This is a genomic window from Microbacterium sp. K2 (assembly GCF_051365005.1).
In the GTDB taxonomy this organism is placed as follows: Bacteria; Actinomycetota; Actinomycetes; order Actinomycetales; family Microbacteriaceae; genus Microbacterium; species Microbacterium foliorum_B.
In genome coordinates this window covers 2,710,246-2,733,636 of record NZ_JBLWII010000001.1, presented here as the reverse complement: position 1 = coordinate 2,733,636, position 23,391 = coordinate 2,710,246, and the positions used below count along the sequence as shown (strand labels likewise).

20 protein-coding genes are annotated in these 23,391 nt (G+C 67.8%); 8 read left to right on the top strand and 12 right to left on the bottom strand.

All coding sequences use genetic code 11. The annotated features are described in order from the left end of the window. The first annotated feature begins 3 nt into the window (after positions 1 to 3). Positions 4 to 894: a carbohydrate ABC transporter permease gene (locus ACLKOY_RS13315; RefSeq protein ID WP_194762532.1), complete on the top strand. Its 891-nt coding sequence runs from the start codon at positions 4 to 6 to the stop codon at positions 892 to 894. After that, positions 891 to 2,759, top strand: a complete 1,869-nt coding sequence (locus ACLKOY_RS13310; protein WP_436454033.1) for a glycoside hydrolase family 127 protein — start codon at positions 891 to 893, stop codon at positions 2,757 to 2,759. Before ACLKOY_RS13315 ends, ACLKOY_RS13310 begins: the two co-directional genes overlap by 4 nt. A gap of 18 nt (positions 2,760 to 2,777) precedes the next feature. Here the strand turns inward: ACLKOY_RS13310 and ACLKOY_RS13305 are convergent, their stop codons facing one another. From ACLKOY_RS13305 to ACLKOY_RS13255, 11 genes are all read right to left on the bottom strand, one after another. Further along, positions 2,778 to 3,062: a WXG100 family type VII secretion target gene (locus tag ACLKOY_RS13305; protein WP_436454032.1), complete on the bottom strand. Its 285-nt coding sequence runs from the start codon at positions 3,060 to 3,062 to the stop codon at positions 2,778 to 2,780. Continuing rightward, complete coding sequence (locus tag ACLKOY_RS13300) at positions 3,062 to 3,562, bottom strand: hypothetical protein (protein ID WP_436454031.1); 501 nt, start codon at positions 3,560 to 3,562, stop codon at positions 3,062 to 3,064. Before ACLKOY_RS13300 ends, ACLKOY_RS13305 begins: the two co-directional genes overlap by 1 nt. Beyond that, a complete protein-coding gene (locus ACLKOY_RS13295) occupies positions 3,559 to 4,872 on the bottom strand; it encodes a putative T7SS-secreted protein (RefSeq protein WP_436454030.1) in 1,314 nt (437 codons plus the stop codon). Before ACLKOY_RS13295 ends, ACLKOY_RS13300 begins: the two co-directional genes overlap by 4 nt. After that, positions 4,872 to 5,162 (bottom strand): type VII secretion target, encoded by a 291-nt coding sequence (locus ACLKOY_RS13290; RefSeq protein ID WP_436454029.1) that lies wholly within the window; start codon positions 5,160 to 5,162, stop codon positions 4,872 to 4,874. The genes ACLKOY_RS13295 and ACLKOY_RS13290 overlap by 1 nt, the downstream gene beginning before the upstream one ends. 220 nt (positions 5,163 to 5,382) lie before the next feature. After that, positions 5,383 to 6,420, bottom strand: a complete 1,038-nt coding sequence (locus tag ACLKOY_RS13285) for an ABC transporter permease (protein WP_436454028.1) — start codon at positions 6,418 to 6,420, stop codon at positions 5,383 to 5,385. Further along, entirely contained in the window at positions 6,417 to 7,484 is a 1,068-nt protein-coding gene (locus ACLKOY_RS13280) for an ABC transporter permease (protein ID WP_436454027.1), read from the bottom strand. Before ACLKOY_RS13280 ends, ACLKOY_RS13285 begins: the two co-directional genes overlap by 4 nt. Beyond that, positions 7,481 to 9,088 (bottom strand): sugar ABC transporter ATP-binding protein, encoded by a 1,608-nt coding sequence (locus ACLKOY_RS13275; RefSeq protein ID WP_436454026.1) that lies wholly within the window; start codon positions 9,086 to 9,088, stop codon positions 7,481 to 7,483. Before ACLKOY_RS13275 ends, ACLKOY_RS13280 begins: the two co-directional genes overlap by 4 nt. Positions 9,089 to 9,183: 95 nt before the next feature. Next, positions 9,184 to 10,182: a substrate-binding domain-containing protein gene (locus ACLKOY_RS13270; protein WP_436454025.1), complete on the bottom strand. Its 999-nt coding sequence runs from the start codon at positions 10,180 to 10,182 to the stop codon at positions 9,184 to 9,186. 180 nt (positions 10,183 to 10,362) lie between these two features. Next, positions 10,363 to 11,910, bottom strand: coding sequence for a sugar ABC transporter ATP-binding protein (locus tag ACLKOY_RS13265; RefSeq protein ID WP_436454024.1), 1,548 nt, complete (start codon positions 11,908 to 11,910; stop codon positions 10,363 to 10,365). Next, the gene (locus ACLKOY_RS13260; RefSeq protein ID WP_436454023.1) at positions 11,907 to 12,926 is read right to left on the bottom strand and encodes a LacI family DNA-binding transcriptional regulator; all 1,020 of its coding nucleotides are present in this window, start codon (positions 12,924 to 12,926) and stop codon (positions 11,907 to 11,909) included. The genes ACLKOY_RS13265 and ACLKOY_RS13260 overlap by 4 nt, the downstream gene beginning before the upstream one ends. 68 nt (positions 12,927 to 12,994) lie before the next feature. Continuing rightward, entirely contained in the window at positions 12,995 to 14,254 is a 1,260-nt protein-coding gene (locus ACLKOY_RS13255) for an FAD-binding protein (RefSeq protein WP_436454022.1), read from the bottom strand. A 78-nt stretch (positions 14,255 to 14,332) separates the two neighbouring features. Here ACLKOY_RS13255 and ACLKOY_RS13250 point away from each other — a divergent pair, with 78 nt between their 5' ends. The 5 genes from ACLKOY_RS13250 to ACLKOY_RS13230 all read left to right on the top strand — a co-directional run bounded on the left by ACLKOY_RS13250 (position 14,333) and on the right by ACLKOY_RS13230 (position 20,266). Then, positions 14,333 to 15,379, top strand: a complete 1,047-nt coding sequence (locus tag ACLKOY_RS13250; protein ID WP_436454021.1) for a LacI family DNA-binding transcriptional regulator — start codon at positions 14,333 to 14,335, stop codon at positions 15,377 to 15,379. Between the two features lie 134 nt (positions 15,380 to 15,513). After that, complete coding sequence (locus ACLKOY_RS13245; protein WP_436454020.1) at positions 15,514 to 16,851, top strand: extracellular solute-binding protein; 1,338 nt, start codon at positions 15,514 to 15,516, stop codon at positions 16,849 to 16,851. Then, a complete protein-coding gene (locus ACLKOY_RS13240; protein WP_436454019.1) occupies positions 16,848 to 17,798 on the top strand; it encodes a carbohydrate ABC transporter permease in 951 nt (316 codons plus the stop codon). The genes ACLKOY_RS13245 and ACLKOY_RS13240 overlap by 4 nt, the downstream gene beginning before the upstream one ends. Beyond that, entirely contained in the window at positions 17,798 to 18,703 is a 906-nt protein-coding gene (locus ACLKOY_RS13235) for a carbohydrate ABC transporter permease (protein ID WP_363575429.1), read from the top strand. Before ACLKOY_RS13240 ends, ACLKOY_RS13235 begins: the two co-directional genes overlap by 1 nt. 39 nt (positions 18,704 to 18,742) lie before the next feature. Beyond that, positions 18,743 to 20,266 (top strand): alpha-N-arabinofuranosidase, encoded by a 1,524-nt coding sequence (locus tag ACLKOY_RS13230; RefSeq protein ID WP_436454018.1) that lies wholly within the window; start codon positions 18,743 to 18,745, stop codon positions 20,264 to 20,266. A 162-nt stretch (positions 20,267 to 20,428) separates the two neighbouring features. On the opposite strand, the gene ACLKOY_RS13225 is transcribed toward ACLKOY_RS13230, so the two are convergent. Continuing rightward, positions 20,429 to 22,612, bottom strand: a complete 2,184-nt coding sequence (locus tag ACLKOY_RS13225; protein WP_436454017.1) for a S1 family peptidase — start codon at positions 22,610 to 22,612, stop codon at positions 20,429 to 20,431. Positions 22,613 to 22,952: 340 nt separating this feature from the next. On the opposite strand from ACLKOY_RS13225, the gene ACLKOY_RS13220 reads away from it, so the two are divergent. Then, positions 22,953 to 23,384 carry an META domain-containing protein gene (locus ACLKOY_RS13220; RefSeq protein WP_436454016.1) on the top strand — a complete coding sequence of 144 codons (432 nt, stop codon included), beginning with the start codon at positions 22,953 to 22,955 and terminating at the stop codon, positions 23,382 to 23,384. Positions 23,385 to 23,391 lie beyond the last annotated feature (7 nt).

The following is a 23,391-nucleotide window of genomic DNA, read 5'->3' as shown; positions in this document are numbered from 1 at the left end:
ATCATGTCCCAGACCCTGACCCGCACGATCGTCGCGCCGAATCATCAGCCCACCGCGCCGCGGTACCGCTCGAAGGCCGCACGCGTCGTCTTCGGCATCCCCTACTGGGTGTTCACGACGGCCCTCGCGGTGATCTTCCTCTATCCCCTGATCTGGACCGGCGTCTCGTCGGTGAGCCCGATGGCGGGCACCAGCCAGACCGACGGCTGGGGCTTCGGCAACTACGCCGCCCTCGGCGAATACCAGGCGGGCATCTGGGTGTACCTCGGCAATTCGCTGTTCGTCTCGGTGCTCACCGTGGCCCTCACGCTGTTCATCTCGCTGCTGGGCGGCTATGCGTTCGCCCGATTCTCGTTCCCCGGCAAGAACGCGCTCTTCCTGCTCACCCTCGCGATCCTGATGGTGCCGTATGCGACCCTCCTGATCCCGCTCTACGTGATCCTCAACGCGGTCGGCCTGCAGAACTCGCTCGTCGGTGTGGCGCTCGTGATCACGATGTTCCAGCTGCCGTTCTCGATGTTCATGATGCGCATCTCGTTCGAGTCGATCCCGCGCGAGATGGACGAGGCCGCGATGGTCGACGGATGCTCCAGCTGGGGCGCCCTATGGCGAGTGCTGCTCCCAGCGGTCAAGCCAGGACTCGTCACGGTCGGGCTGTTCGCTTTCCTCACGGCGTGGAACGACTTCATGGCTCCGCTCATCCTCATCAACGACACGAACCGCATGACACTGCCGCTCGCGGTCGCCAACCTCCGTGGGCAGGTGCAGGGCGTCGTCGACTACGGCGCCACCGAGGCGGGGGTCGTCGTGCTGGCGCTCCCCTGCATCCTGCTCTTCCTGATCCTGCAACGACACTACGTGCGCGGCTTCATGTCCGGCGCTTTCAAGGGATGACCATGTTCGACACCACAACACCTGCCGCTCCCGTGGTCCCCACACGCGGCCGCCTGCGCCCTCTCGGCCTCGACGAGGTGCGCATCACCGAAGGATTCTGGGGTGACCGCCAGGCCGTGAACGGCTCTGCCACGCTCACGCACATCGAATCGCGCCTCGAGTCGGAGGGGTGGCTGCCGAACTTCGACCTCGCCGCCGCCGGCACCCTTCCGGAGGGGCGCCGCGGGCGCGAGTTCGCCGACTCCGAGATCTACAAGTTCCTCGAGGCGATGGCGTGGGAGATCGGGAGGACGGATGCCGCGCCCGATGGCGACCTCGAGCAGCGCCTCCGCCGCGTGGTCGACCGCGTCGCCGCCGCGCAGGAACATGACGGCTACCTCAACACCATGTTCGGGCGTACCGGTCAGCGCGAGCGGTGGGCGGACCTCGAATGGGGGCACGAGCTGTATTGCCTCGGGCACCTGTTCCAGGCGGCCGTCGCCCGGGTGCGCACGAGGCCGGATGCCGACGATGGGCTCGTCGCCATCGCGCGTCGCGCCGCCGACCTCGTGTGCCGCGAGTTCGGCGCTGACGGGCGCGACGCCATCTGCGGGCATGCCGAGGTCGAGGTCGGCCTCGCGGAGCTCGGCCGAGCGCTCGGCGAGCAGCGCTACGTCGACCAGGCTGCGCTCTTCGTCGAGCGACACGGCCGAGGGTCGCTGGGCGAGATCGAGTGGGGGCAGGAGTACTTCCAAGACGACGTGCCTGTGCGCGACGCCGAGGCGCTTCGTGGCCACGCGGTGCGCGCCAACTACCTCGCGTCCGGGGCGACCGACGTCGCGATCGAGAAGTCCGATGCCGAGCTGCTCGGCGCCCTGCGCGGTCAGTGGGATCGCACGATCGAGCGACGCACGTACGTGACCGGCGGCCAGGGGTCGCACCACCAGGACGAGGCGTTCGGCGACGACTGGGAGCTGCCGCCTGACCGCGCCTACTCCGAGACCTGCGCCGGGATCGGCTCGATCATGTTCTCGTGGCGTCTGCTGCTCGCGACCGGTGATGTCAGGCATGCCGACCTCATCGAACGCACCCTGTTCAACGTGGTCGCCACGTCACCGGCCGACGACGGCCGCGCGTTCTTCTACGCGAACACCCTGCATCAGCGCACGCCGGGAACGCCAGCGGATCCGGATGCCACGTCGCCACGCGCCTCGTCGTCGCTGCGCGCCCCGTGGTTCGAGGTGTCGTGCTGCCCGCCGAACGTGGCGCGTACCTTCGCGAGCCTCGGTGCGTATGTCGCCACAGCCGACGACCACGGCGTGCAGTTGCAGCAGTACGCGCCGTCATCCGTGCGCACCATACTGCCCGACGGGCGGATCGTGGCCTTCGACGTGTCGACGAACTACCCCGCCGACGGCGATGTGCGGGTCACGATCGCCGAGGATGCCGAGTTCACGCTCACGCTGCGAGTGCCCTCGTGGGCCGTCGGCGCCGTCGTGCGAGTGCGCTCGGGCGACGGCGAGTCGTCGGAGCGCGCCTCGGTGGGTTCCGTGTCGGTGACGCGAGCGTTCCGCACCGGCGACGTCGTCGAGCTCAGCCTGCCGATCACGGCAAGGGCCACGACACCGCATCCGATGGTGGACGCCGTGCGCGGCAGCATCGCGATCGAGCGCGGCCCCGAGGTCCTGGTCGTGGAGTCGATCGATCTCGGAGCAGATGTCGGCGATGTGGTCGTCGCCGGGGACCCGATCGAGCGAGACGGCAGGGTCGTGCTGCCCGTGCGGCGCCGGTCGACCGATGAGGTCAGCGAGGTTGCTCTCGTCCCGTACCATGACTGGGCTCAGCGCGGTCCGTCGACCATGCGGGTGTGGATCCCGACGACCTGATGACCTTCAGGGGGAGGGTCAGCTCCAGAGGCTGGCGACGCGCGCTTCGGCATCGCGGGTGCGGGCTTGAGCGCGGGCAGCGGCGGTCGCGGCGCTGGTGAGAGCGGTCTGCATGGCGTCGGCGCACTCGGTCCATTCGCGTTGAGCGCGGGAGTACGCCTCTTGGGCGTGCCCGGTCCACAGCTGTCTCAGCCCGGAGGCCTCAGAGTCGAGTTCGTCGAGCAGACCGCGAATCCGATCTGCGGTGTCAGCGAGAACCGCGATCGACTGTGCGAGCGGTTCGTGCTCGACGCGGATGCGCATCAGCTGGCATCCGCTTCAGGCTCGGCCTTCGGCCAGCTCAGGTGGAGATCGCGGAGCTCGTAGGGCTGAGACACCTCGTTCGTGAGGAAGTAGGTATAGAAGACCACGGCTGCTTCGTCGGCAGTAAACACCTCGTGAGGGTAGACCGTGGTGCTGTGGCGACCATTGTCGAAATGGATCACTTCGGTGGGCTCCCCTGTGCGGTCACCGCCGGGCTTGCCGATCGCGTATTGGTGGGCGGTGCCGTCAGGGTCGAGGCGACGCACCTCGAGGGCCAGTGCCTCGGCAGTGCCGGCGCACTGCATGTACTCGTCCCTGAATGGGATGTCCTCGAGGAGGTCCGCACCTTCGGGCGCACGCCACAGACTGTAGGACCAGAACGTGGATCCGTTCATACCCTTCAGCGACGCCCGCAGTTGCTCCGGGTACGGGCGGACGTAGTCAACGAAAGGGCCACGGCTCTCACCATTGATCTGGTCGATATGCGTAGGTGTGCTCATTTCACAGTCTCCAGGACCACTCGGGTGATCTGTATCGTCTTGCCGTTGAGGGTAGCGGTCGCGGGGCGTTCGGGACTGACCGTGCTGTCGAATCCTTTTTGGGCTGCGTCACGGCTGCCGGTGCCGCCCTTGACCTCGATGCCGGTGTAGGTCCCATCGGCATTCTCGTAGAGGCCGTCGTAGTAGCGGCGTTGATCTGACGCCGCGTCGGGCTTGTGACGGTACCCCTCGATGGTCGCACGAACTTTGTCGTGGATGACCTCGACGCTGCGTCTGTCGGCGACTCGATCCAGCCCGATCTTCTCGGTATCGACCCAGGGTCGCTGGCCGTCGCCGTTCCAGTGGCCCTTGATGTCGCGACCCCCGTGTTCGGGGTGCGGTGGCGGACGCTCCACGATGCGGGTGGCATCGTCACCGGTCGCCTCGTTCATCCAGCGGGTGCTGGCGTGCCCGGCCGCTGCGAGGCCCGCTCCGGCGACCCCCACCCCGGCCCACGCGACGCCGCCACCGGGTGCAGCGCCCACCCCGGTGAGGGCGAGGGCGCCTCCGCCGCCGATCATCGTGCCGCCGCCGACGACGAGGGCGACTCCGCCGAGGAGTTCGAGAAGGATGTCGGGGTGGTTGATGAGCGCGTTGCCCATCGAGGCGATGAAGTTCAACTGCTCGATCGCCGGGTTGAGCACGGCGGTCTCGAACATGACCGTGCCGATCGCCCCCGCGACCGCCCAGTTCTTCGCGCTCTCCGCCTGCTTCGGCGCCTCCAGGGGCGCCGCGTCCACCGCCTCATGGATCGCGTTCGCGGCATCCACGGCGTAGCGATCCAGCACGCCCCGCGCGTTGGTCAAGACCTCCACGGCCTGCGCGCGCAGGTCCGCCCCGCCATCGACGAACGGCACGTCCAACTCGACGTGACGCAGGCCGAGGTCGCGCTCCAGCTCCCGCACCTTCACCCGGTGCTCCTGGTGCGAGGCGACCGTCGCGGTCTCCGCCTGCTCCCACAGGTCGATCGCCCGCGCGGCCTCCTCCTGCGCCCACCGCAGAGCATCTCCGTAGGCCGACAGGGCCGCTGCGCCGCTCATCAGGTGCTCGCCGCACCTCTGCCATGACGACCGCACGTACTCGGCCCGCTCGAGGTACTTCTCGTACGGGTACCCCGTCCACGCGGACTCGACCTCAATGCCCCGCAGCCCATCCCGAAGCGTCGTGGCAGCATCGGACCGAGACCGCCACGCCGACGCGACCGTGTGCGCCGCGGCATACGAGCCCGGGATCAATGCGACCGGGTCCTTCGTCATCCCCAACTCGGGCATCAGTAGTCGCTCTCGGCCCAGATCATCTGGTCGAGTTCGCTGCTCGACGCCTCGTCTCCCCGGTCGAACACCTCAGCCGTCTGCCGCAGATTCTCCGCCAGCATGTCGACATCATCGAGACGCCGCCCCAGCGCCGTCGACCAGGTGTCGCCGAACCGGGCCACCGCCGCATCGACCCAGTCCCCGCCCAGCCCCGACGACTGCGCGACCACGGGCGATCCGAAGTCGCCCCGCACCTCCGCGGCCTTCGTCGCGAAAGCTCGGAGCTCGTCCGTCTCCACATCTGCCATCGCACCCCCGGTATGTCCCGAATGACAACTTTACGTCGTCATATGGGGCGCTTTAGGGACGAAGAGTGCTACATACCGGTGTTCAGGGATGCTGCGCGATCGAAGCTCCCCAGCTGCCCGAGATCCCCCGCCGGACCGCGGTCGTCTACCGCTCCCCCAGGCACACAAAGGACCCCCTGTCCACCGGACAGGGGGTCCTTCACGCGATCCGAACCGACAGCTACTCGCGTTTTCGGGTGACCGCCCGCTGCAGCAGCACGAACACGAGCAGGATGCCGCCGGTGATGATCGTGGTCATCTCGGGTGGGATCCCGCCGTCGCGAGTGATCAGCACGTTCATGAGTCCGAGCACCAACGCTCCGATGACCGAGCCGAGCACGTAGCCGTACGCACCGGTCAGCACGGTGCCGCCGATGACCGCTGCGGCGATCGCGTCGAGCTCCCACCCGATGCCGGTGATGTTCTGCGCGGTTCCGAGTCGTGCGGTGTACAGCACCGCCGCAAGGCCGGCCAGGCCACCACTGATCACGTAGACCAGCACCTTGGTGCGCTGCACGGGAAGCCCCATCAGCAGAGCGGAGCTCTCGGAGCCGCCGATCGCGTAGACCGTCCGCCCCGTGCGGGTGCGGTGCAGCACGAAGAACGCGGCGGCCACGACGATCACCGCGACGAGCACCGCGGGGGTGATCACGAGGTCGTTGACCTTGGGGCCGTCGATGATCTTCAGCTGCGTGCCGATCCAGCGGATCGGTGAGTCCTCGCCGAGCCGCTCCGGCTTGGTGCTGAGCAGCGACGCGAGGCCGCGCCCGAGGAACATCATCGCCAGCGTCGCGATGAACGGCTGCACGTTGAAGTACCTGATCAGCACGCCCGAGACGATGCCGAAGAGCATGCCGATGCCGATCATCGCGATGATCACGGCGAACGCGTTCCAGCCGGCGTTCGAGAGCATCACCCCGGCGACCGACGAGACCGCGATGATCGAGCCGACCGACAGGTCGATGCCTCCGGTGAGGATCACGAACGTCAGCGCGACGGCGAGCACGATGAGGTGCGCGTTGTTGATGAGCAGGTTCGACAGCGTGTTGAACTGCAGGATGCGGCCGTAGGCCACCTCCCCGAAGATCACCATGCCGACGAAGATGACGACGGAGGCGATCGTCGGCAGCACGGACGGGTTCGCCGTGATCATGCGGCGCACGCGGTCGACGATGGTCTCGGTCGCCTGCGGAGCGGGGGTGGCGGTCGCGATGCTCATGCGGACACCTCTTCCTTGGCGATGATCTGTTCGACCGGTCGAGCCTTGCGACGTGAGCGGAACCAGCTGCGCACCCGCTGCGACTGCAGCAGGCACAGCGCGACGATGACGATGGCCTTGAACGCCGGCGTCGCCGACGACGAGACGCCGAGATACAGCACGGTCTTGTCGAGTGTGGCGATGAGCAGCGCTCCGACGAACGCGCCGCTGAGCGAGAACTTGCCGCCGGCCAGCGATGCGCCGCCGATGACGACCGCGAGGATCGCGTCGAGCTCGAGCTGATACCCGGTGCGCGAGATGTCGACCGTCATGACGCTGCCGACCGACATGATCCCCGCGATTCCCGCGAGGATGCCGCTCATGATGTATGCCGTGAGCAGCAGGCCCTTCGGCTTGATGCCGGCCATGCGACTGGCCCGGGGGTTGATGCCGATCGCCTCGATCATGAGCCCCAGGGCGCTGCGCCTGACGACCCAGCCGACGGCGATCACGATGAGCACGGCGAGGATGAACACCACGGGGATGCCGATCACGAAGCCGTTCGCGATCCACCGGAACGAGTCGTTCGACGCCGTGGTGTTCTGCCCGCCCGTGATCACCTTGGCGATGCCGCGGCCCGCGAGCATGAGCACGAGTGTCGCGATGAACGGCTGCAGCCCGACATACGCGACGAGCAGACCGTTGACCGCCCCGAGGATGCCGGTGATGACCAGCGCGAGTCCGATCGCGGCGAGCGCTGCGCCGAAGGAGTCGCCCGCGGCGCTGAGGAACTCCATCGAGACAGCCCCGGCGACGGCCATCAGCGAGCCGACCGAGAGGTCGATGCCGCCGGTGGCGATCACGAGCGACATCCCGATCGCGATCATCATGATCGGCGCCGCCTGGCGCAGGATGTCGATGAGGTTGCCGACGAGGTTGCCGTTGTTGGGGTTGATCGAGAGCGCGAGGTAGGTCGGGTCCTTGATGACGTTCAGGGCGAGCAGCGCGAGGATCGCGACGATGCCCCAGAAGAACGGCTTGTGGATCAGATTCCGCCAGATGGTGGTGCCGGCTGACGCGGTCATCGCGCTGCCTCCTTGTCGGTCGTGGGGGCGATGCTATCGGGCACGGCGCCGTCTGTGTCGTCGAGCGTCTCGGCCGCGGCCTTCACTCCGTGAGCGGCGATCACATCGACGATCACCTGCGCGGTGACGTCAGGACCGTTCTGGATCTCGCCGATCTTGCGGTGGTCCTTCAGCACGACGATCCGCTCGGAGAGACGCACGACCTCTTCGAGCTCGGACGAGATGAACACCACGGCGACGCCGTCTTCGGCGAGCTCGGCCACCGCTTCCTGGATCTCAGCCTTCGCGCCCACGTCGATGCCACGGGTCGGCTCGTCGAGGATCAGCAGCTCGGGCTGTGTGGCGAGCCAGCGCCCGAGCAGCACCTTCTGCTGGTTGCCGCCGGAGAGGTTCTTGATCATCCGGTCGGGATCGGCGGGACGCACGTTGAACTGCTCGACATAGCGGTCGACGATCGCATCCTGCTCCTTGCGGCTCATGGGCCGCGCCCAGCCGCGCTCGGCCTGCACCGCGAGGATGATGTTCTCGCGCACGGTCAGGTCTCCGATGATCCCCTCGTCGCGGCGGTTCTCGGTCGAGAAGGCGATGCGGCGAGGCAGCGCGTCGGCGGGTGATCTGAGGTCGACCCGCTGTCCGTGCAGCTCGATCGTGCCCTCGTCGGCGCGATCCGCTCCATAGAGCAGTCGGGCGAGCTCGGTGCGCCCGGAGCCCAGCAGGCCGGCGAAGCCGATCACCTCGCCGGGGCGGATGTCGAGGTCGGTCGCCTCGACCGCGCCTCGTCGCGCGATGCCGGATGCCGCGAGCAGCGGCTTCTCGTCGGCGTCGCGCGGTGCCCGGCGACGGTTGCCGCCCAGCGACTTCAGCGCGTCGAGGTCCTTGCCGATCATCTTCGAGATGAGGGCATGGCGGTCGAGGTCTCGAGTGAGGTACTCGCCCTCGTAGTGGCCGTTGCGCAGCACCGTCAGTCGGTCGCTGATCGCGTAGACCTGATCGAGGAAGTGCGAGACGAAGAGGATCGCGACGCCCTGGTCGCGCAGAGCCCGGATCACGGTGAAGAGACCCTCGACCTCGGCGGCGTCGAGACTGGAGGTCGGCTCATCGAGGATGAGCACCTTGGCCTTGATCGCCATCGCGCGACTGATGGCGACGAGCTGCTGCAGCGCGATCGAGAGCGTCGACAGCGGCTTGCGGGTGTCGAGGTGACCGAGGCCGAGCCGTTCGAGTGCCTCGGTCGCCGCTCGGTGCGTGGCCGTCCAGTTGATGCCGAAGACTCCGCGCGACTCGTGACCGAGCATCACGTTCTCGCCGATCGAGAGGTTCGGGGCGAGGTTGACCTCTTGGTAGACCGTCGAGATCCCGGCATACTGCGCGTCGCCGGCGCCGCCGAAGCTGCGCTCCTGCCCTGCGACGATGATCGACCCGGAGTCGATCCGGTAGACACCGGTCAGTGCTTTGATCAGGGTCGACTTTCCGGCGCCGTTCTCTCCCATGAGCGCGTGGACCTCGCCCTGGAACAGCCGGAAATCGACCCCGTCGAGGGCTTTCACGCCCGGGAACTCGATAGAGATCCCGCGCATCTCGACGATGGGCAGTGCTTCGTTCATCGCTGTCTCTCCGTCCGCAGAGCCCGGGTGGCGCGGTGCTCCTGCCCCACCCGGGCTCGCTGCCTGATCACTCCGGCGTCGGGTTCGGTGCTCGGTCAGTACTTGCGGTCGGCGAGCACGGCCTGCGCCGCCTCGGCGGAGTCGAACGCCTCGCTGGGCACGACGATGTACGAGTCGACGTCCTCGCCCGCGAGGGCCTTCTCGACGACCTCGAGCGCGGTCTCACCGAACAGCGGGTTGTACTCGTGCACGTAGCTGAGCTGGCCGTCGGCGAGCGCCTGCATGGCGTTCTTGGTGCCGTCGATCGTGGCGATCTTGACGTCCTCGCCGACGACGAGGCCGGCCTCCTCGGCAGCCTGAGCCGCACCGAGACCCATCTCGTCGTTCTGTGCGAACACGAGCTGGATGTCGTTGTTCGAGGACTTCAGCATCGTCTCGAAGACGCTCTTGCCCTCTTCCGCCGACCAGTTGGCGGTCTGCGCGTCGAGCTTGGTCAGCGACGAGTCGCCGAGGCCCTCGTCGAAGCCCGTGTTGCGCTCGTTCACGACACCCACACCGGCCGGGCCCTCGAGCACGACGTAGTTGCCGCCGTCGGGGAACGTGGCCGCAGCCCAGGTGCCGACCTCCTTGGCGACCTCGACGTTGTCGGGGGCGATGCGCGTGACGTAGAGGCTGTCGTCGTCGGGCTCGATGCCGCGGTCGAGCAGGATGACGGGGATCTCCGCCTCCTGTGCGCGCTTGAGCGAGTCCTCCCAGCCGGAGGCCTCCGTGGCCGACAGCAGGATGACGTCGACACCCTCATCGACGAACGACGTGAAGGCGTCGATCTGCGATTTCTGGTCGAGGTTGGTGGCGGGGGCGTATTTGAGCTCGTATCCGGCTTCCTCGGTGAAGGTGTCCTGGATGTTCGACTCGTTCGCCTCGCGCCAAGCGCCTTCGGGGCCGACGGCCACGAACCCGACGGTGGTGATCTCCTCCGAGCCTCCGCCGCCGTCGGCGCCGGAATCGCCGGTCGAGCAGGCCGCAAGGCCGATGGTGAGTGCGCCGACTGCTGCCAGGCCGAACGCGACGCGGATGCGCTTCTTCGCGGACATTGTTTCTCCTCTTTGAGATGCCGGTGGTCACTCCGGCAGTGGCGGACCAGTCATGGTCCTGTCGTGATTGCAGGACAGCTGCTTCGCATGTCCTGCGGTGATGTTACCGGGAACATTTTCTGTAACACAAGAGTTCTTTAACAAATCGGCTCAATCAGGACCGAGCAGGATTGTTACCGATCACAGTTCTGCGCTGTGACTCAGTTCGGCCGCGATCATCTCGACCACCGTGTCGACGGTCACGCCCGGACCGTTGCTGAGCTCGCCGATCTTCTCGCGGTCCTTCAGCACGATGATGCGATCGCTCAGCCTCACGACCTCTTCGAGCTCGGACGAGATGAACACGACGGCCACTCCGTCTCCGGCGAGCTGACTGATGCGGCGCTGCACCTCGACCTTCGCCGCGATGTCGATCCCCCGGGTCGGCTCGTCGAGGATCAGCACATGGGGGCGCACCGCCAGCGCCCTGGCGAGAAGCACCTTCTGCTGCGTTCCCCCCGACAGGAGACCGACGGGACGGTCGAGGTCCGCGGGGTCGAGGTGCAGCGCCTCGACGTACGTCTCCACGAGACCTCTCGACTCAGCGTGCGAGAGGGGACGAGTCCATCCACGCAGCGCCTGCAGGGAGAGGATGATGTTCTCGCGTGCCGTGAGCTCGCCGATGATGCCCTGCGTTCCCCGGTTCTCGGCCGACAGCGCGATGCGGTGCCGCAGTGCGGCCGAGGGACTCCGCAGCTGCACCCGTTCGCCGTCGACCCAGAGCTCCCCGCTGTCGGTGCGCACCGAACCGCTGAGCAACGAGGCGAGCTCGGTGCGACCAGACCCCCGGAGTCCCGCGAGCCCCACGATCTCACCCCGCTGGATCTCGACGTCCATCCGCTCCAGTTCGCCGCGTCGCCCCACACCGGACGCCTGCATGGCAGGCTCTCCGTCGTACGCGTAGTGATGGGCCTTGCGCTCGGAGCCGAGCGCTCTCAGGCTGTCGATGTCCTTGCCGAGCATCTTCGAGATCAGATCGGCTCGGTCGAGGTCGCGCGTCGCGTACTCGCCCACGCGTCGTCCACCGCGCAGCACCGTCATGCGGTCGCTGATCGCGAACGCCTGCTCGAGGAAGTGCGAGATGAACAGGATCGCGACCCCCCGTCGGCGCAGGCCCCGGATGACCCGCATCAGAGTGGCGACCTCGGCGACGTCGAGGCTCGAGGTGGGTTCGTCGAGGATCAGCACCCGCGGATCGTCGACGACCGCGCGAGCGAGTGCGACAAGCTGCTTCTGCGCCGGCGTCAGCATCGACAGCGGCGTCTTCGGGTCGAGGTCGTCGAGCCCGAGCCTGGCCAGCGCCTCGGCGGCATCCGCCCTGGTCCTGCGCCAGTCGATGCCGAACCGACCCCGACGCTCTCGCCCGAGCATCACGTTCTCCGCCACGCTGAGGTTCGGGCTCAGCTGGGCCTCCTGGAACACCGTCGCGATGCCGGCTGCCCGGCTGTCGGCGACTCCCGAGAAGCGACGCGGCTCGCCGTCGACGCACACCACGCCCTCGTCGGGAGAGAGCGTGCCGGTGATCACCGCGACGAGCGTCGACTTGCCCGCGGCGTTCTCGCCCATCACGGCGTGCACCTCGCCGGGGAACAGGCGGAAGTCGACGCCGTCGAGCGCGCGCACGCCGGGGAACTCGACCGTGATGCCCTCGAGCCGCACCACCGGCTCGGGACCACGGTCGGATGTCATCGCACCTCCCTGGGTGCGGCCGACGAAGCTCGGGCGACGAGCTCGGTCGGGATGCGGGTGAGCGCCGGGATGTCACGACCCTCGATCGCCGCACGCAGCATCTCGACCACCGCCACGCCCAGCGCCCCGAAGTCCTGGCGCACCGTCGTGAGCGGAGGGATGAAGTGCCGCGCGAGCGGGATGTCGTCGAACCCGACCACGCTGAGGTCCCTCGGCACCTCGAAGCCCCTGTCGTGCAGGCCGTGGATCAGGCCCATGGCCATGTCGTCGTTGGCGGCGAAGATCGCCGTGTAGTCCGGCAGCCGCGTGAGGCCCTTCGCGAAGTCGTAGGCGAAGTCGGCCGACCAGTCCCCGACGACGATCGGCCGTTCGCGGATGCCCCACGACTTGGCCCTCGTGTGGAAGGCACGCTCCCTCGCACGCGCGTCGAGCCAGTCGAGCGGGCCGGAGAGGTGCAGGATGTCGCGGTGCCCGAGCGCGACGAGGTGGTCGACCACTGACGTCGTGCCGGCGTGCTGGTCGATCGAGACCGTGAGGAAGGTCGGGTCGGCGTCGGCCTTGACGACGAGCATGGGCACCGTGATCGCGATGCGCCGCAGAGCAGCCACGGACGACGAGCGGGGCGCGATCACGCACAGCGCATCGACCCCCTGCGTCACGAGGTGGTCGACCGCCTCCTGGGGAGACAGCGCATCGCCCTCGTGCAGAGCGATCGGGGTGACCGAGTATCCGGTGGCACGCGCCGACAGCTCGACGGCCCGCAGGATGCTGGTGGGCCCGTGCGCCACCGCGCTCTCGACGATCACGCCGATGCGCCGGGTGCGCTGGGTGGCGAGCGCCCTGGCGACGAGATTCGGGCGGTAGTCGAGCTCCTCGATCGCCTCGAGGACGCGGCGCTTCGTGTCGGGCTTGATGTTCGGGTGATCGTTGAGAACACGCGACACCGTCATGTGCGAGACGCCCGCGATGGTCGCGACCTGACGGATGTTGGGCTTGTCTGAGCCGACGTTCGCCATGCACACCTCCGTCGGCCGAGCCTCGGAGAATGTTACCGAGAACAACCGGGGTGGTGCAATGGATCCCGCTACAGCCCCAGGCGCTCGAGGTACGGGTTCACGAGTCGGCGCTCGGGGTCGAACCGCCGCGCGAGCGCGGCGAAGTCGTCCCACCGCGAGTAGCGCGAGCGCACCTCTGCGGCATCGAGAGCGAAGACCTTGCCCCAGTGCGGGCGGGCGGTCTCGGGCAGTGCCGCCTCGAGCGTCGGCAGGAAGGCGCGCACGGCCGCCTCGTCGGGCTTCCAGGTGAAGTGGATGCCGACGGCATCCGTGCCCTGCGACGAGCTCAACCAGAGATAGTCGGGGGCGACCGTGCGGATCTCGTTCACGAGCAGCAGCGGCGCGATCTGACCGGCGAGTGTGCGAACCGCCTGGATGGCGGCGACCGCGTCGGCACGGGGCACGAGGTACTCGCTCTGGATCTCGGCACCGGCCGACGGAGTGAACTCGAGCTTGAAGTGCGCGAGGCGCTCGAACCACGGCCCGGGCTGGCCGAGCTGCTCGGTGCACGCGACAGGATCGACGCCGATGATCGGATGCCGCTTGGCGGTCGCCGGTTCTGCCCCAAGTCGGGCGAAGAGGTCGGCACGGGTGTTCTCGCGCGCCTCCGGCTGGCGCTGCTTGACCCAGATCTGGTCGGCGAAGTCGGTGTGCTCCCAGCGCGAGAAGATGCTGACGCTCGTGCCGATGCTCGTCACCTCGTCGAAGTCGGCGAGGATCGCATCCCACGACGGCTGCTCGAACACGTGCTGGGCGACCTCGTAGGACGGCTCGATGTCGAGCGTGAGGTCGACGACGGCGCCCAGCGCACCGAGGCTGACGACAGCGCCCTCGAAGTCGCCATCACCGCGGGCGAGGGTGCGCGTCTCCCCCGCAGGGGTGATGATGGTCAGCGCGCGCACCGCCGAGGCCAGCGAGCCGATAGCGTCGCCCGACCCGTGCGTGCCGGTGGCGACCGCGCCGGCGATCGAGATGTGGGGCAGCGAGGCGAGGTTCGCGAGCGCGAGCCCCTCGGCGTCGAGCAGTGGAGCGAGGTCGCCGTAGCGCAGCCCGCCCGAGACGCGCACTGCGTCACGCGCATCGTTCACCTCGAACACGACGGGCAGCCGATCGAGGGCGATGAGCACGCCGTCTGTGTCGGCGATGTCGTTGAAGCAGTGCCTCGAACCGAGGATGCGCACTGCGCCGCCCCGGGCGAGCAGATGCCGCAGCTCGTCGATCGAGCCGGGGTGCTCGACGGCGGATGCACGGTAGGTGAGGTTGCCGGCCCAGTTGCGTTCGATGGTCATCGGGCCATAGTAGTCAGCGCATGCGGACACAGGACGATGCGGTGGGCTCGCGGGCGAGGCGATGGATAGGCTGACCTGATGACAGCGATGCCACCGCCGCGCGCGACGATGAAAGACGTCGCCGCGCTCGCGGGCGTCTCGCCCAAGACGGTCTCGAACGTCGTCACCGGCACCGTCGCGGTGCGCGAGGAGACCAGACTTCGGGTCGAGGCGGCGATGACGCAGCTCGACTTCGTGCCGAACCTCAACGCCCGTGGGCTCCGCAAGGGCCGCTCGGGCATCATCGCGGTGGCCCTGCCCGACCTCGCCACCGCCTTCTCGGCCGAGCTCATGCATCGCATCGTCGACGCCGCGCATGACCGCGGCCTCGCCGTGCAGATCGAGGAGACCGCGACCGACCCCGAACGCGAGAGGGAGCTCGTCTCCCGGGCTCGCGCGCACCTGGTCGACGGCCTGATCCTGAACCCCATCCGCCTCGAAGACAGCGTGCTGAAGTACGCCGACCGGCTGCCCCCGCTCGTCGTGCTGGGCGAGGTCGAGCAGAACAGAGCCGACCATGTGCGCATCGACAGCCGACGAGCCGCGGCCGATGTGACCAGGCACGTGCTGTCTCGCGGAGCGACGCGCATCGCCGTGATCGGCGCCGACGACGACCCTTCGGTCGCGACGGCGACGGGTCGTCTGCGACTCGAGGGCGTGCACGATGCACTTCGAGAGGCCGGCATCCCCCGCGACTCCGCCCTGGAGATCAATCCGATGCCGTGGTCGATGACGGGTGGGGCGGATGGCGTGCAGACGCTGTTCCGTCGGGGCGTGGCATTCGACGCGATCATCGCCTTCACCGACTCGCTCGCGCTCGGCGCGCTGCACGCCCTGCACGACCACGGCGTGAACGTGCCGGACGACGTCATCGTGACGGGCTTCGACGACGTCGAGTTCTCGCGTTACACGTCGCCGTCGCTCACGACGATCGCCTTCGACCGCCGAGCCTTCGCCGATGCGGCCCTCAGCCTGCTCGAGTCGCGCATGGATGACCGCGCCACCCCGCCGCGGGCGCTCACCCTCTCGCACCATCTTCTCGAGCGCGACAGCACACGGGGCCGCCCGCGCGGCCATCGCCCCTGACGCGCGCCCCCGCGGAGCATCCTGCGCTGGTCGGCCCCACGTCGCACGCGGGTTACAGACCTCGCTCTTGCGTCCTCGATTACATCGATGTAATGATGTACCCCGACCCCGCCCGCTGTCACGAAGGAGTGACGATGACGCCCCCGCTCGATCTGTCTCGGCGGCAGTTCCTGACTGCCGCCTCCGTCACGGCCGCCGCGGCGCTGCTCGCCTGCTGCGCCCCTGGCACCGTCCCCGGTTCGAACACCACGACCCTGCAGTTCTGGCATCTGCTGTCCGGTGGCGACGGCGTGACCATGTCGCAGCTGCTCGACACCGCCAACGAGGCGCAGAGCGCGTACCGCATCCGCCCCACCGTGCTCGCGTGGGGCACGCCGTACTACACGAAGCTCGCCATGGCCGGCGCGGGCGGCCGGGCTCCCGACGTAGCGATCATGCACGCGACCCGCACGGTCGGCTGGGCACCCGGTGGCCTGCTCGACACCTGGGACCTCGACCGACTCGCAGACCTCGGCGTCGACGCCTCGACGTTCCCGAAGCCGATCTGGGAGAAGGGCTTCGTCGGCGAGAACATGTACAGCATCGCGCTCGACGCCCACCCGTTCGTCGCGATGTTCAACACCGACATCTGCGACGCCGCGGGTGTGCTCGACAGCGACGGACGCCTGCAGGAGACATCGTCTCCTGACGAGTTCCTCGACCAGCTGCGCGCCATCGGCGGCCAGGCCGAGGGGCACGCGCTGTCGTACGGCTACCTCGGCGACGGCGCCCAGATGTGGCGCCTCTTCTATACGTTCTATTCGCAGCACGGTGCGGCGATGGAGCTGCCGGCCGGCGGCAAGGCCGTGATCGACAAGGATGCCGCGGTCGAGTCGCTCACCCTCATGCGCACCCTCCTCGACGGCGAGATCGCGCTCGCCCAGGCCGACTACGGCAGCGCGGTGGCCGAGTTCGCGACCGGCAAGAGCGGGATGCTGTTCACCGGCGTCTGGGAGCTGCGCACCATGCAGGCGGCCGAGCTGCCCCTCGATGCCACGATGATCCCCACGCTGTTCGGCACGCCGGCGGTCTATGCCGACTCGCACTCGTTCGTGCTGCCCCACCAGACCAACGCCGATCCCGCGAAGCGCGACCTGACCTACCGGTTCGTCGCCGATATGCTCAAGGGCTCGTTCGGCTGGGCCGAGGCCGGGCACATCCCCGCGTTCCTCCCCGTCACCGAGTCGCCCGAGTACGGCGACCTGATTCCGCAGGCCAACTACGCCGAGGCCGCGCAGCACGTCGTCTACGACCCGACCGCGTGGTTCACCGGCTCGGGATCGAACTTCCAGGCAGAGTTCGGCGCCGCCGTGCAGGGAGTGCTGCTCTCGGGCGACGACCCCGCCGCAGCCATCGACCGGTTCGAGGCTCGCGTGAACACGCTCCTCCGGCAGCCCAACCCGGCCGACCCCGAGGGGACGTTCGCATCATGACCACGGCAACCGACTCCACGCGCACGATCGTCACCGGCTCCAAGGCGGCCGTCCCCGCCCGCCGCGCCGGCTCCCGCAACCGCGAGCAGCTCATCAGCTGGGCGTTCCTCGCTCCCTTCCTCATCGCCTTCGTGCTGTTCCTCGCCTGGCCGATCGTGCACGGCATCATCCTCAGCTTCACCGACCAGTCGCTCACCGGGGCAGGCGGGTCGTTCATCGGCTTCGCGAACTATGCCGAGGCGCTCACCGACCCCAAGATGTGGCAGTCGATGGGCAACACGGTGTGGTTCACGCTGCTGTCGACCGTGCCGCTCGTCGTGATCGCCCTGCTCATGGCGGCGCTCGTCGACCGCGGGCTGCCGGGCCAGTGGCTGTGGCGGCTGTCGTTCTTCATGCCGTATCTGCTCGCCTCGACCGTGATCTCGCAGATCTGGGTCTGGATCTTCAACCCGCAGATCGGCGCGGCCAACAACATCCTCGAGTTCTTCGGCCTCGAGCCGCTCGCGTGGCTGCAGAACCCCGAGACCAACATGCTGTCGATCGTCATCGCCACCGTCTGGTGGACGGTGGGATTCAACTTCCTTCTCTACCTCGCCGCGATGCAGAACATCCCGCCGCAGCAGTACGAGGCGGCATCGCTCGACGGCGCAGGCCCGTGGCGTCAGTTCTGGTCGATCACGCTCCCCCAGCTCGGCCCCGCGACCGTGCTGATCCTCATCCTGCAGATCCTGGCGTCCCTGAAGCTGTTCGACCAGGCCTATCAGATGCTCGGTGGCGTCGCGAGCGACACCACCCGCTCGATCGTCCAGTACATCTACGAAGCCGGATTCGTCAGCTACCGATTCGGCTACTCGGCCGCGATCTCTTACGTGTTCTTCGCTCTCATCGTCATCATCGGCGTCGCGCAGGCTCTGATCATGCGCCGTCGGAAGGAGTCGCAGCTGTGATGTCCACCGCCACACTCACCGAGACCATCACCACGACCAAGCCGCCGCGCGCGCGCCGCTCGCACCTGCCCGGCCAGAAGCCGTTCGGCGCGCTGCGCATCAGCGCCCTCGTCGTCCTGATCATCCTCGCGATCGGCTGGCTGCTGCCGTTCCTCTGGGCGGTCGCCACGGCGTTCAAGACCGAGACGGATGCCGCCAGCGGTGACCCGTCGTGGATCGGCGCGTCCGGGCCGACCATCGAAGCCTTCACGGCGATCCTGTCGCAGGGGAATGTCTACACGTGGGCGTTCAACAGCCTGTGGACCTCGGTCGCCGTGACGCTGATCACGCTGACGATCTCCGCCCTCGCCGCCTATGCGTTCTCGCGCCTCGACTTCACCGGCCGCAAGTGGCTGTTCGTCGTCATCATCGCCTCGATCGTCGTGCCGCCGCAGGTGCTGATCATCCCCCTGTTCTACGAGATGCTCGCGTTCAACATGATCGACACCTACTGGGGTCTGATCCTGCCGCAGGTCGTGGCCCCCGCGATGGTGTTCATCCTCAAGCGCTTCTTCGACGCCATCCCGATCGAGCTCGAAGACGCGGCCCGCGTCGACGGCGCCGGCCGCCTGCGCATCTTCTGGTCGATCGTGCTGCCGCTGTCGCGGCCGATCCTGGCATCCGTCGCGATCTTCGTGTTCATCGGAGCGTGGAACAACTTCCTCTGGCCGTTCCTCGTCATCAACGACACCACGCTGATGACCCTGCCGGTCGGACTCCAGACGGTGATCAGCGCCTACGGCGTGCAGTACGCGCAGGTCATGGCGCAGGCCGTGCTCGCGGCGCTGCCGCTGATCATCGTGTTCATCATCTTCCAGAAGCAGATCGTCAAGGGCGTCGCGACCAGCGGCTTCGGCGGTCAGTAATCCCCCACCCGGCTCGAGAGCCAGAAATCTAGGAGAGCAATGTCTCAGGCCCGCATCACCATCGACCGCGACTTCACCATCGCCGACGTCCCCCGGAGGCTCTTCGGATCGTTCGTCGAGCACATGGGGCGCTGCGTGTACACCGGCATCTACGAGCCGGGGCACCCGCAGGCCGACGAGCGCGGCTTCCGCCAAGACGTGCTCGCCCTGGTGAAGGAGATGGGTCCGACCGTCGTCCGCTACCCCGGAGGCAACTTCGTCTCGGGCTACCGCTGGGAAGACGGCGTGGGCCCGGTCGAGGACCGCCCCGTGCGCATCGACGGCGCATGGCACACCATCGAGACCAACGCGTTCGGTCTGCACGAGTTCATGGACTGGGCCAAGGAGGCCGACGTCGAGGTCATGGAGGCCATCAACCTCGGCACGCGCGGTGTCGAAGAGGCTCGTTCGCTCGTCGAGTACGCGAACCACCCGAGCGGCACCTATTGGTCTGACCTGCGTCGCAAGAACGGCGCGGAGCAGCCGTTCGACATCAAGCTGTGGTGCCTGGGCAACGAGCTCGACGGCCCGTGGCAGATCGGCGGCAAGACCGCGACCGAGTACGGGCGTCTGGCGCAGGAGTCGGCCAAGGCTATGAAGCTGGTCGACCCCACGATCGAGCTCGTCGCGGTCGGTTCGTCGGGCCGGTCGATGCCGACGTTCGGCTCCTGGGAGCACACGGTGCTCACGCATGCGTACGACGAGGTCGACTTCATCTCGATGCACGCCTACTACCAGGAGCACGACGGCGACGCCGAGTCGTTCCTCGCCGAGTCGGTCGACATGGATGCGTTCATCGACGGCGTCATCGCGACGATCGACGCTGTGAAGGCCGCGGGCAAGCACACCAAGCAGGTCGACATCTCGTTCGACGAGTGGAACGTGTGGGACCAGGTGAAGTTCAACGACGTCGAATCGGTCGAGATCGCGAAGGCGGGATGGAAGAAGCATCCGCGCGTGATCGAGGACACCTACAACGTGACGGATGCCGTCGTCGTGGGCACGCTGCTCAACAGCCTGCTGCGCCACGGCGACCGGGTGAAGATCGCCAACCAGGCGCAGCTCGTCAACGTCATCGCGCCGATCCGCTCGGAGGAGAACGGTCCGGCCTGGCGCCAGACGAGCTTCTGGCCCTTCGAGCGCATGGCCCGTCTCGCGAAGGGCCGCATCCTGCGACTCGCGGTGTCGGCTCCGCAGATCGAGACGAAGCGCTACGGCGGCGTCGACTCGGTCGATGCGGCGGCGACGTGGGATGAGGAGACCGGACGCGTCGTGGTGTTCGTCGCCAACCGCTCGCTCGACGAGGAGAGCGACCTGACGGTCGAGCTGCGCGGCCTCACCGGCCTGCGCGTCGTCAACGCCGAGACGCTGACGATCCCCGAGGGCGGAGACCGCCACACCGCGAACCTCGAGACCACGCAGGATGCCGTGCACATGGTGCCGCTCACGGCCGCCGAGGGGGTCGACGGCGCGGTACGCGCGACGCTGCCGCCGTTCTCATGGTCGGTGATCGAACTCGCCTGAGGCTCGCCTCGACCGCAGAAGGCCCGACACCGGACTCCGATGCCGGGCCTTCTTCTGTGTCCACGGCAGACGCGAAGAAGCCCGGTATCGATCCGATACCGGGCTTCTCGGCGAGGGGTTCACGGCCGGGCCGGTCACACCCTCAAGAGGTGATCAGTGTGTTCAGCTCTCGATGAGCTGGCGACGACGGAAGACCAGCAGCAGTCCACCCGACAGCAGCGCGAGCGCGATGGCTGCAGCTGAGAGCGGCACGAGCATGTCGGCACCGGTCACGGCGAGTCCGCCGTCACCGGGTGCGGCTGCACCACCCTCACCGGGAGCAGCTCCGCCACCACCGGCGACCGGTGCGGCGAGAACGGCGAACGCCAGGTCGGTCGGAGCCGACGAGACGCCGTCGATGGCCTGCGTGGCCGAGACCGTGTAGGTACCCGGCTCGAGAGCCGCGCCGAAGTCGACGCTCCATGCGCCGTCCTCGACCGTGGCCGTGAACGTGCCACTCGCTGCGGCGAAGGCGCCCGCGAGAGCAGCCGTGTTCGCCGACGTCGGCTCCGCACCGTTGAGCTTCACGGTGACGGTCGCGCCGTCGATGCCCGAGCCGGCGAGTCCGGAAGGACCGTCGTTGTGGGCGAACTCCGCGCCGTTCGCGACCGAGGTCACGGCCGGCGAGACGGGGCGGACAGCGAACAGTGAGGTGGCCTCAGGTGAGACCTCTTCTTCGCCGTCGATCGTGCGGGTCTGCGTCACGACGACGCTGTGCTCGCCGTACTCGAAGGAGAGTCCGTCGACGGTCCAGGAACCGTCTGCGGCGACCTCGGTCGTGCCGAGCACGTCGCCCTGGTCGTCCGCCACCGTCACGGTGGTGGTCGGCAGGCCGGTACCGCTGACCGCGGTGACGGTCTCGGTGACCGTCGAGCGGTCAGCCGGCGAGGTGATGACAGGCGCGACCAGCGGAGCCGGCACGACGGTCACGTCGATCGTCGTGCTGTCGGAGGAGCTGAGGCCGTTGCGCGCGGTGACCGTGATGGTCTGTGCACCGAGCTCGACGGGTCCGACGAACGAGAAGGCGCCGTCGACGACATCGACCGTCTGGTCGGCGCCGAAGCCGCTGACCGTGACCTCGGTCGCTCCGGGGGCGGTTCCGGTGACTGCCGTTCCCGGCTGCACCTCTGCGTTATCGGTCGGGCTCGTGATGACCGGCGCGTCGAGGTCGAGTGCGACCTCGTAGCCACCCGTCTTGGGGAGCGCTGTCGTGAGCGATGCCGACCAGGTCCACTGCTCCTGCCCTGGCCCAGCCTCGATACCACCCGAGATGAGGCCGACTGCGGTGTTGCCCTGGATGACGGCTCCACCCGAGTCACCGGGACCCGCTTCTGTATTGCTGGAGAAGCCCTGCACCCAGCGGTCCTCGATCTGCAACCACCCATCGACGATGTCGTTGTCATCGATCGCACCGGTCGTGAAACCGGTCGTGCGACCGCTCTTCGACACGGCGCCAGGAACCACGGCGCCGACTGCCTTGACCGAAACTCCGCTGTCTGCGAGCGAGTCATAGGCCGTGGTGGCCGTGGTCCAGTCCGTGACGAATGGGAGCGGGTTCGTACCGGCTACGACATCGATCACCGAGATGTCGGTCGCATTCGTGTCGCCGTTGGAACCCGGAGCGTTGTTCGTGCTGCCGAACTGAGCGAAGCTGAAGGTGCCGAGAACCCTGGGGGTCGCGGGCAGCTCGTCGTCTCCGCCGGCTGCGGGCTGCTCGCTCGGAACGCTCCAGAAGGTTCCGACCATCGTGTTGTTGTCGTCGTCGAGCGCGCAGTGTCCTGCACTCAGCAGCGCCGGGTCACCCTGCGGGCTCCAGGCGGCGAAGCCGACGGAGCAGTTGTACAGGAAGTCGTCCTGATCCAGGCTCAGGTAGCCCTGTCCACCGACGATGTCGCCGTCGTCAAACGCCTTCGGAGTTCCAGCGACCGTCACGACAGTTCCTGTCGGGATGTCAGCCTCAGACGCGAAAGCCTTGACAGCGGCGTCATCGGTCGCGCCATCCTCGGAGATGACGGTGATCTTCCCACCGTCAGCGCCTGTACCGCTGGCCACGAACTCGACGCCATGGTCGTCTGCGGCCTCCGCGATCTTCACGACGTCGGCCGGAGGAGCATCCTGAGTTTCGACGGCAGGAGCCTCGGTCTCGACCGGTGCATTCGTCTCCGACGTCGTGGTCGGAGAGGGCGTCGGGGTCGGCTCTACGCCATCCTCGGCGTATGCCGGTCCCGCCACGAGCAGGCCCGAGAGGGCGATCGTCGTCGCGGCGGTCAACGCGAGTGCGCGCCGCCCCGTGGTTCTGGGCTTCATGTGATGTATGTCCTTGCTGGTCACGGATCGTCAGTCAGTTTCATATCCGGCAGTGTGCGTTGCACACAGAACCGGTCGCCTCCCGGTGGAGGCGTGAACTACGACGCTGGCCCCCCGACAAGCAGGATCCTGTCCGTCGGAACGAACAGGAATCTCTAGAAGAGTACCCAGTAAATCCACAGAATGGGGAAATTGTTTACCGGAATTTCACCCCTTGACCTGGACCTCCTCTGTGCGATACACGCGCACGCGCTGTCGGCTCCGAGAGGGCGGACCGGTCAGCACCGACCGGATCGGGATTGCGATTGTGTTCGCAGGCGGCACCGTTACCATGTCCAGCATGAGCACCCACCGCAGAGCACGAAACCTCGTAGGCCTCGCGATTCTGGGAGCCGTCGCCCTGATGGGCGCGGCCTGCGCGACGGGTGCCCCCGGTGGCGCGCCGACATCGAGCAGCGACCCGAGCAGCGAAGACGACGCCGTCGTCGAGAACCTCGTCGGGCTGTGGGGCGAGGACGCGAAGGGTCAGCCGCACCTCGAGTTCACGGCCGACGGCGAGGTGCACGGCAGCGACGGATGCAACGGCATCACGACGACCTACTCGGTGAACGGCGACCGCGTCGACCTCGCCCGATTCGCCTCGACTCTCAAGGCCTGCCCCGGCGTGGACGACTGGATGCGCGGCATCCGCGCGGTCGAGATCGACGGCGACGTGCTCGTGATCAAGGATGCCTCCGGCGCGGAGCTGGGCAACCTCTCGCGCGCGAGCTGACACGACA

Coding starts and splice junctions, on each gene's coding strand:
- ACLKOY_RS13315 (WP_194762532.1), top strand. CDS start 4: ATGTCCCAGACCCTGACCCGCACGATCGTCGCGCCGAATCATCAGCCC.
- ACLKOY_RS13310 (WP_436454033.1), top strand. CDS start 891: ATGACCATGTTCGACACCACAACACCTGCCGCTCCCGTGGTCCCCACA.
- ACLKOY_RS13305 (WP_436454032.1), bottom strand. CDS start 3,062: ATGCGCATCCGCGTCGAGCACGAACCGCTCGCACAGTCGATCGCGGTT.
- ACLKOY_RS13300 (WP_436454031.1), bottom strand. CDS start 3,562: ATGAGCACACCTACGCATATCGACCAGATCAATGGTGAGAGCCGTGGC.
- ACLKOY_RS13295 (WP_436454030.1), bottom strand. CDS start 4,872: ATGCCCGAGTTGGGGATGACGAAGGACCCGGTCGCATTGATCCCGGGC.
- ACLKOY_RS13290 (WP_436454029.1), bottom strand. CDS start 5,162: ATGGCAGATGTGGAGACGGACGAGCTCCGAGCTTTCGCGACGAAGGCC.
- ACLKOY_RS13285 (WP_436454028.1), bottom strand. CDS start 6,420: ATGAGCATCGCGACCGCCACCCCCGCTCCGCAGGCGACCGAGACCATC.
- ACLKOY_RS13280 (WP_436454027.1), bottom strand. CDS start 7,484: ATGACCGCGTCAGCCGGCACCACCATCTGGCGGAATCTGATCCACAAG.
- ACLKOY_RS13275 (WP_436454026.1), bottom strand. CDS start 9,088: ATGAACGAAGCACTGCCCATCGTCGAGATGCGCGGGATCTCTATCGAG.
- ACLKOY_RS13270 (WP_436454025.1), bottom strand. CDS start 10,182: ATGTCCGCGAAGAAGCGCATCCGCGTCGCGTTCGGCCTGGCAGCAGTC.
- ACLKOY_RS13265 (WP_436454024.1), bottom strand. CDS start 11,910: ATGACATCCGACCGTGGTCCCGAGCCGGTGGTGCGGCTCGAGGGCATC.
- ACLKOY_RS13260 (WP_436454023.1), bottom strand. CDS start 12,926: ATGGCGAACGTCGGCTCAGACAAGCCCAACATCCGTCAGGTCGCGACC.
- ACLKOY_RS13255 (WP_436454022.1), bottom strand. CDS start 14,254: ATGACCATCGAACGCAACTGGGCCGGCAACCTCACCTACCGTGCATCC.
- ACLKOY_RS13250 (WP_436454021.1), top strand. CDS start 14,333: ATGACAGCGATGCCACCGCCGCGCGCGACGATGAAAGACGTCGCCGCG.
- ACLKOY_RS13245 (WP_436454020.1), top strand. CDS start 15,514: ATGACGCCCCCGCTCGATCTGTCTCGGCGGCAGTTCCTGACTGCCGCC.
- ACLKOY_RS13240 (WP_436454019.1), top strand. CDS start 16,848: ATGACCACGGCAACCGACTCCACGCGCACGATCGTCACCGGCTCCAAG.
- ACLKOY_RS13235 (WP_363575429.1), top strand. CDS start 17,798: ATGTCCACCGCCACACTCACCGAGACCATCACCACGACCAAGCCGCCG.
- ACLKOY_RS13230 (WP_436454018.1), top strand. CDS start 18,743: ATGTCTCAGGCCCGCATCACCATCGACCGCGACTTCACCATCGCCGAC.
- ACLKOY_RS13225 (WP_436454017.1), bottom strand. CDS start 22,612: ATGAAGCCCAGAACCACGGGGCGGCGCGCACTCGCGTTGACCGCCGCG.
- ACLKOY_RS13220 (WP_436454016.1), top strand. CDS start 22,953: ATGAGCACCCACCGCAGAGCACGAAACCTCGTAGGCCTCGCGATTCTG.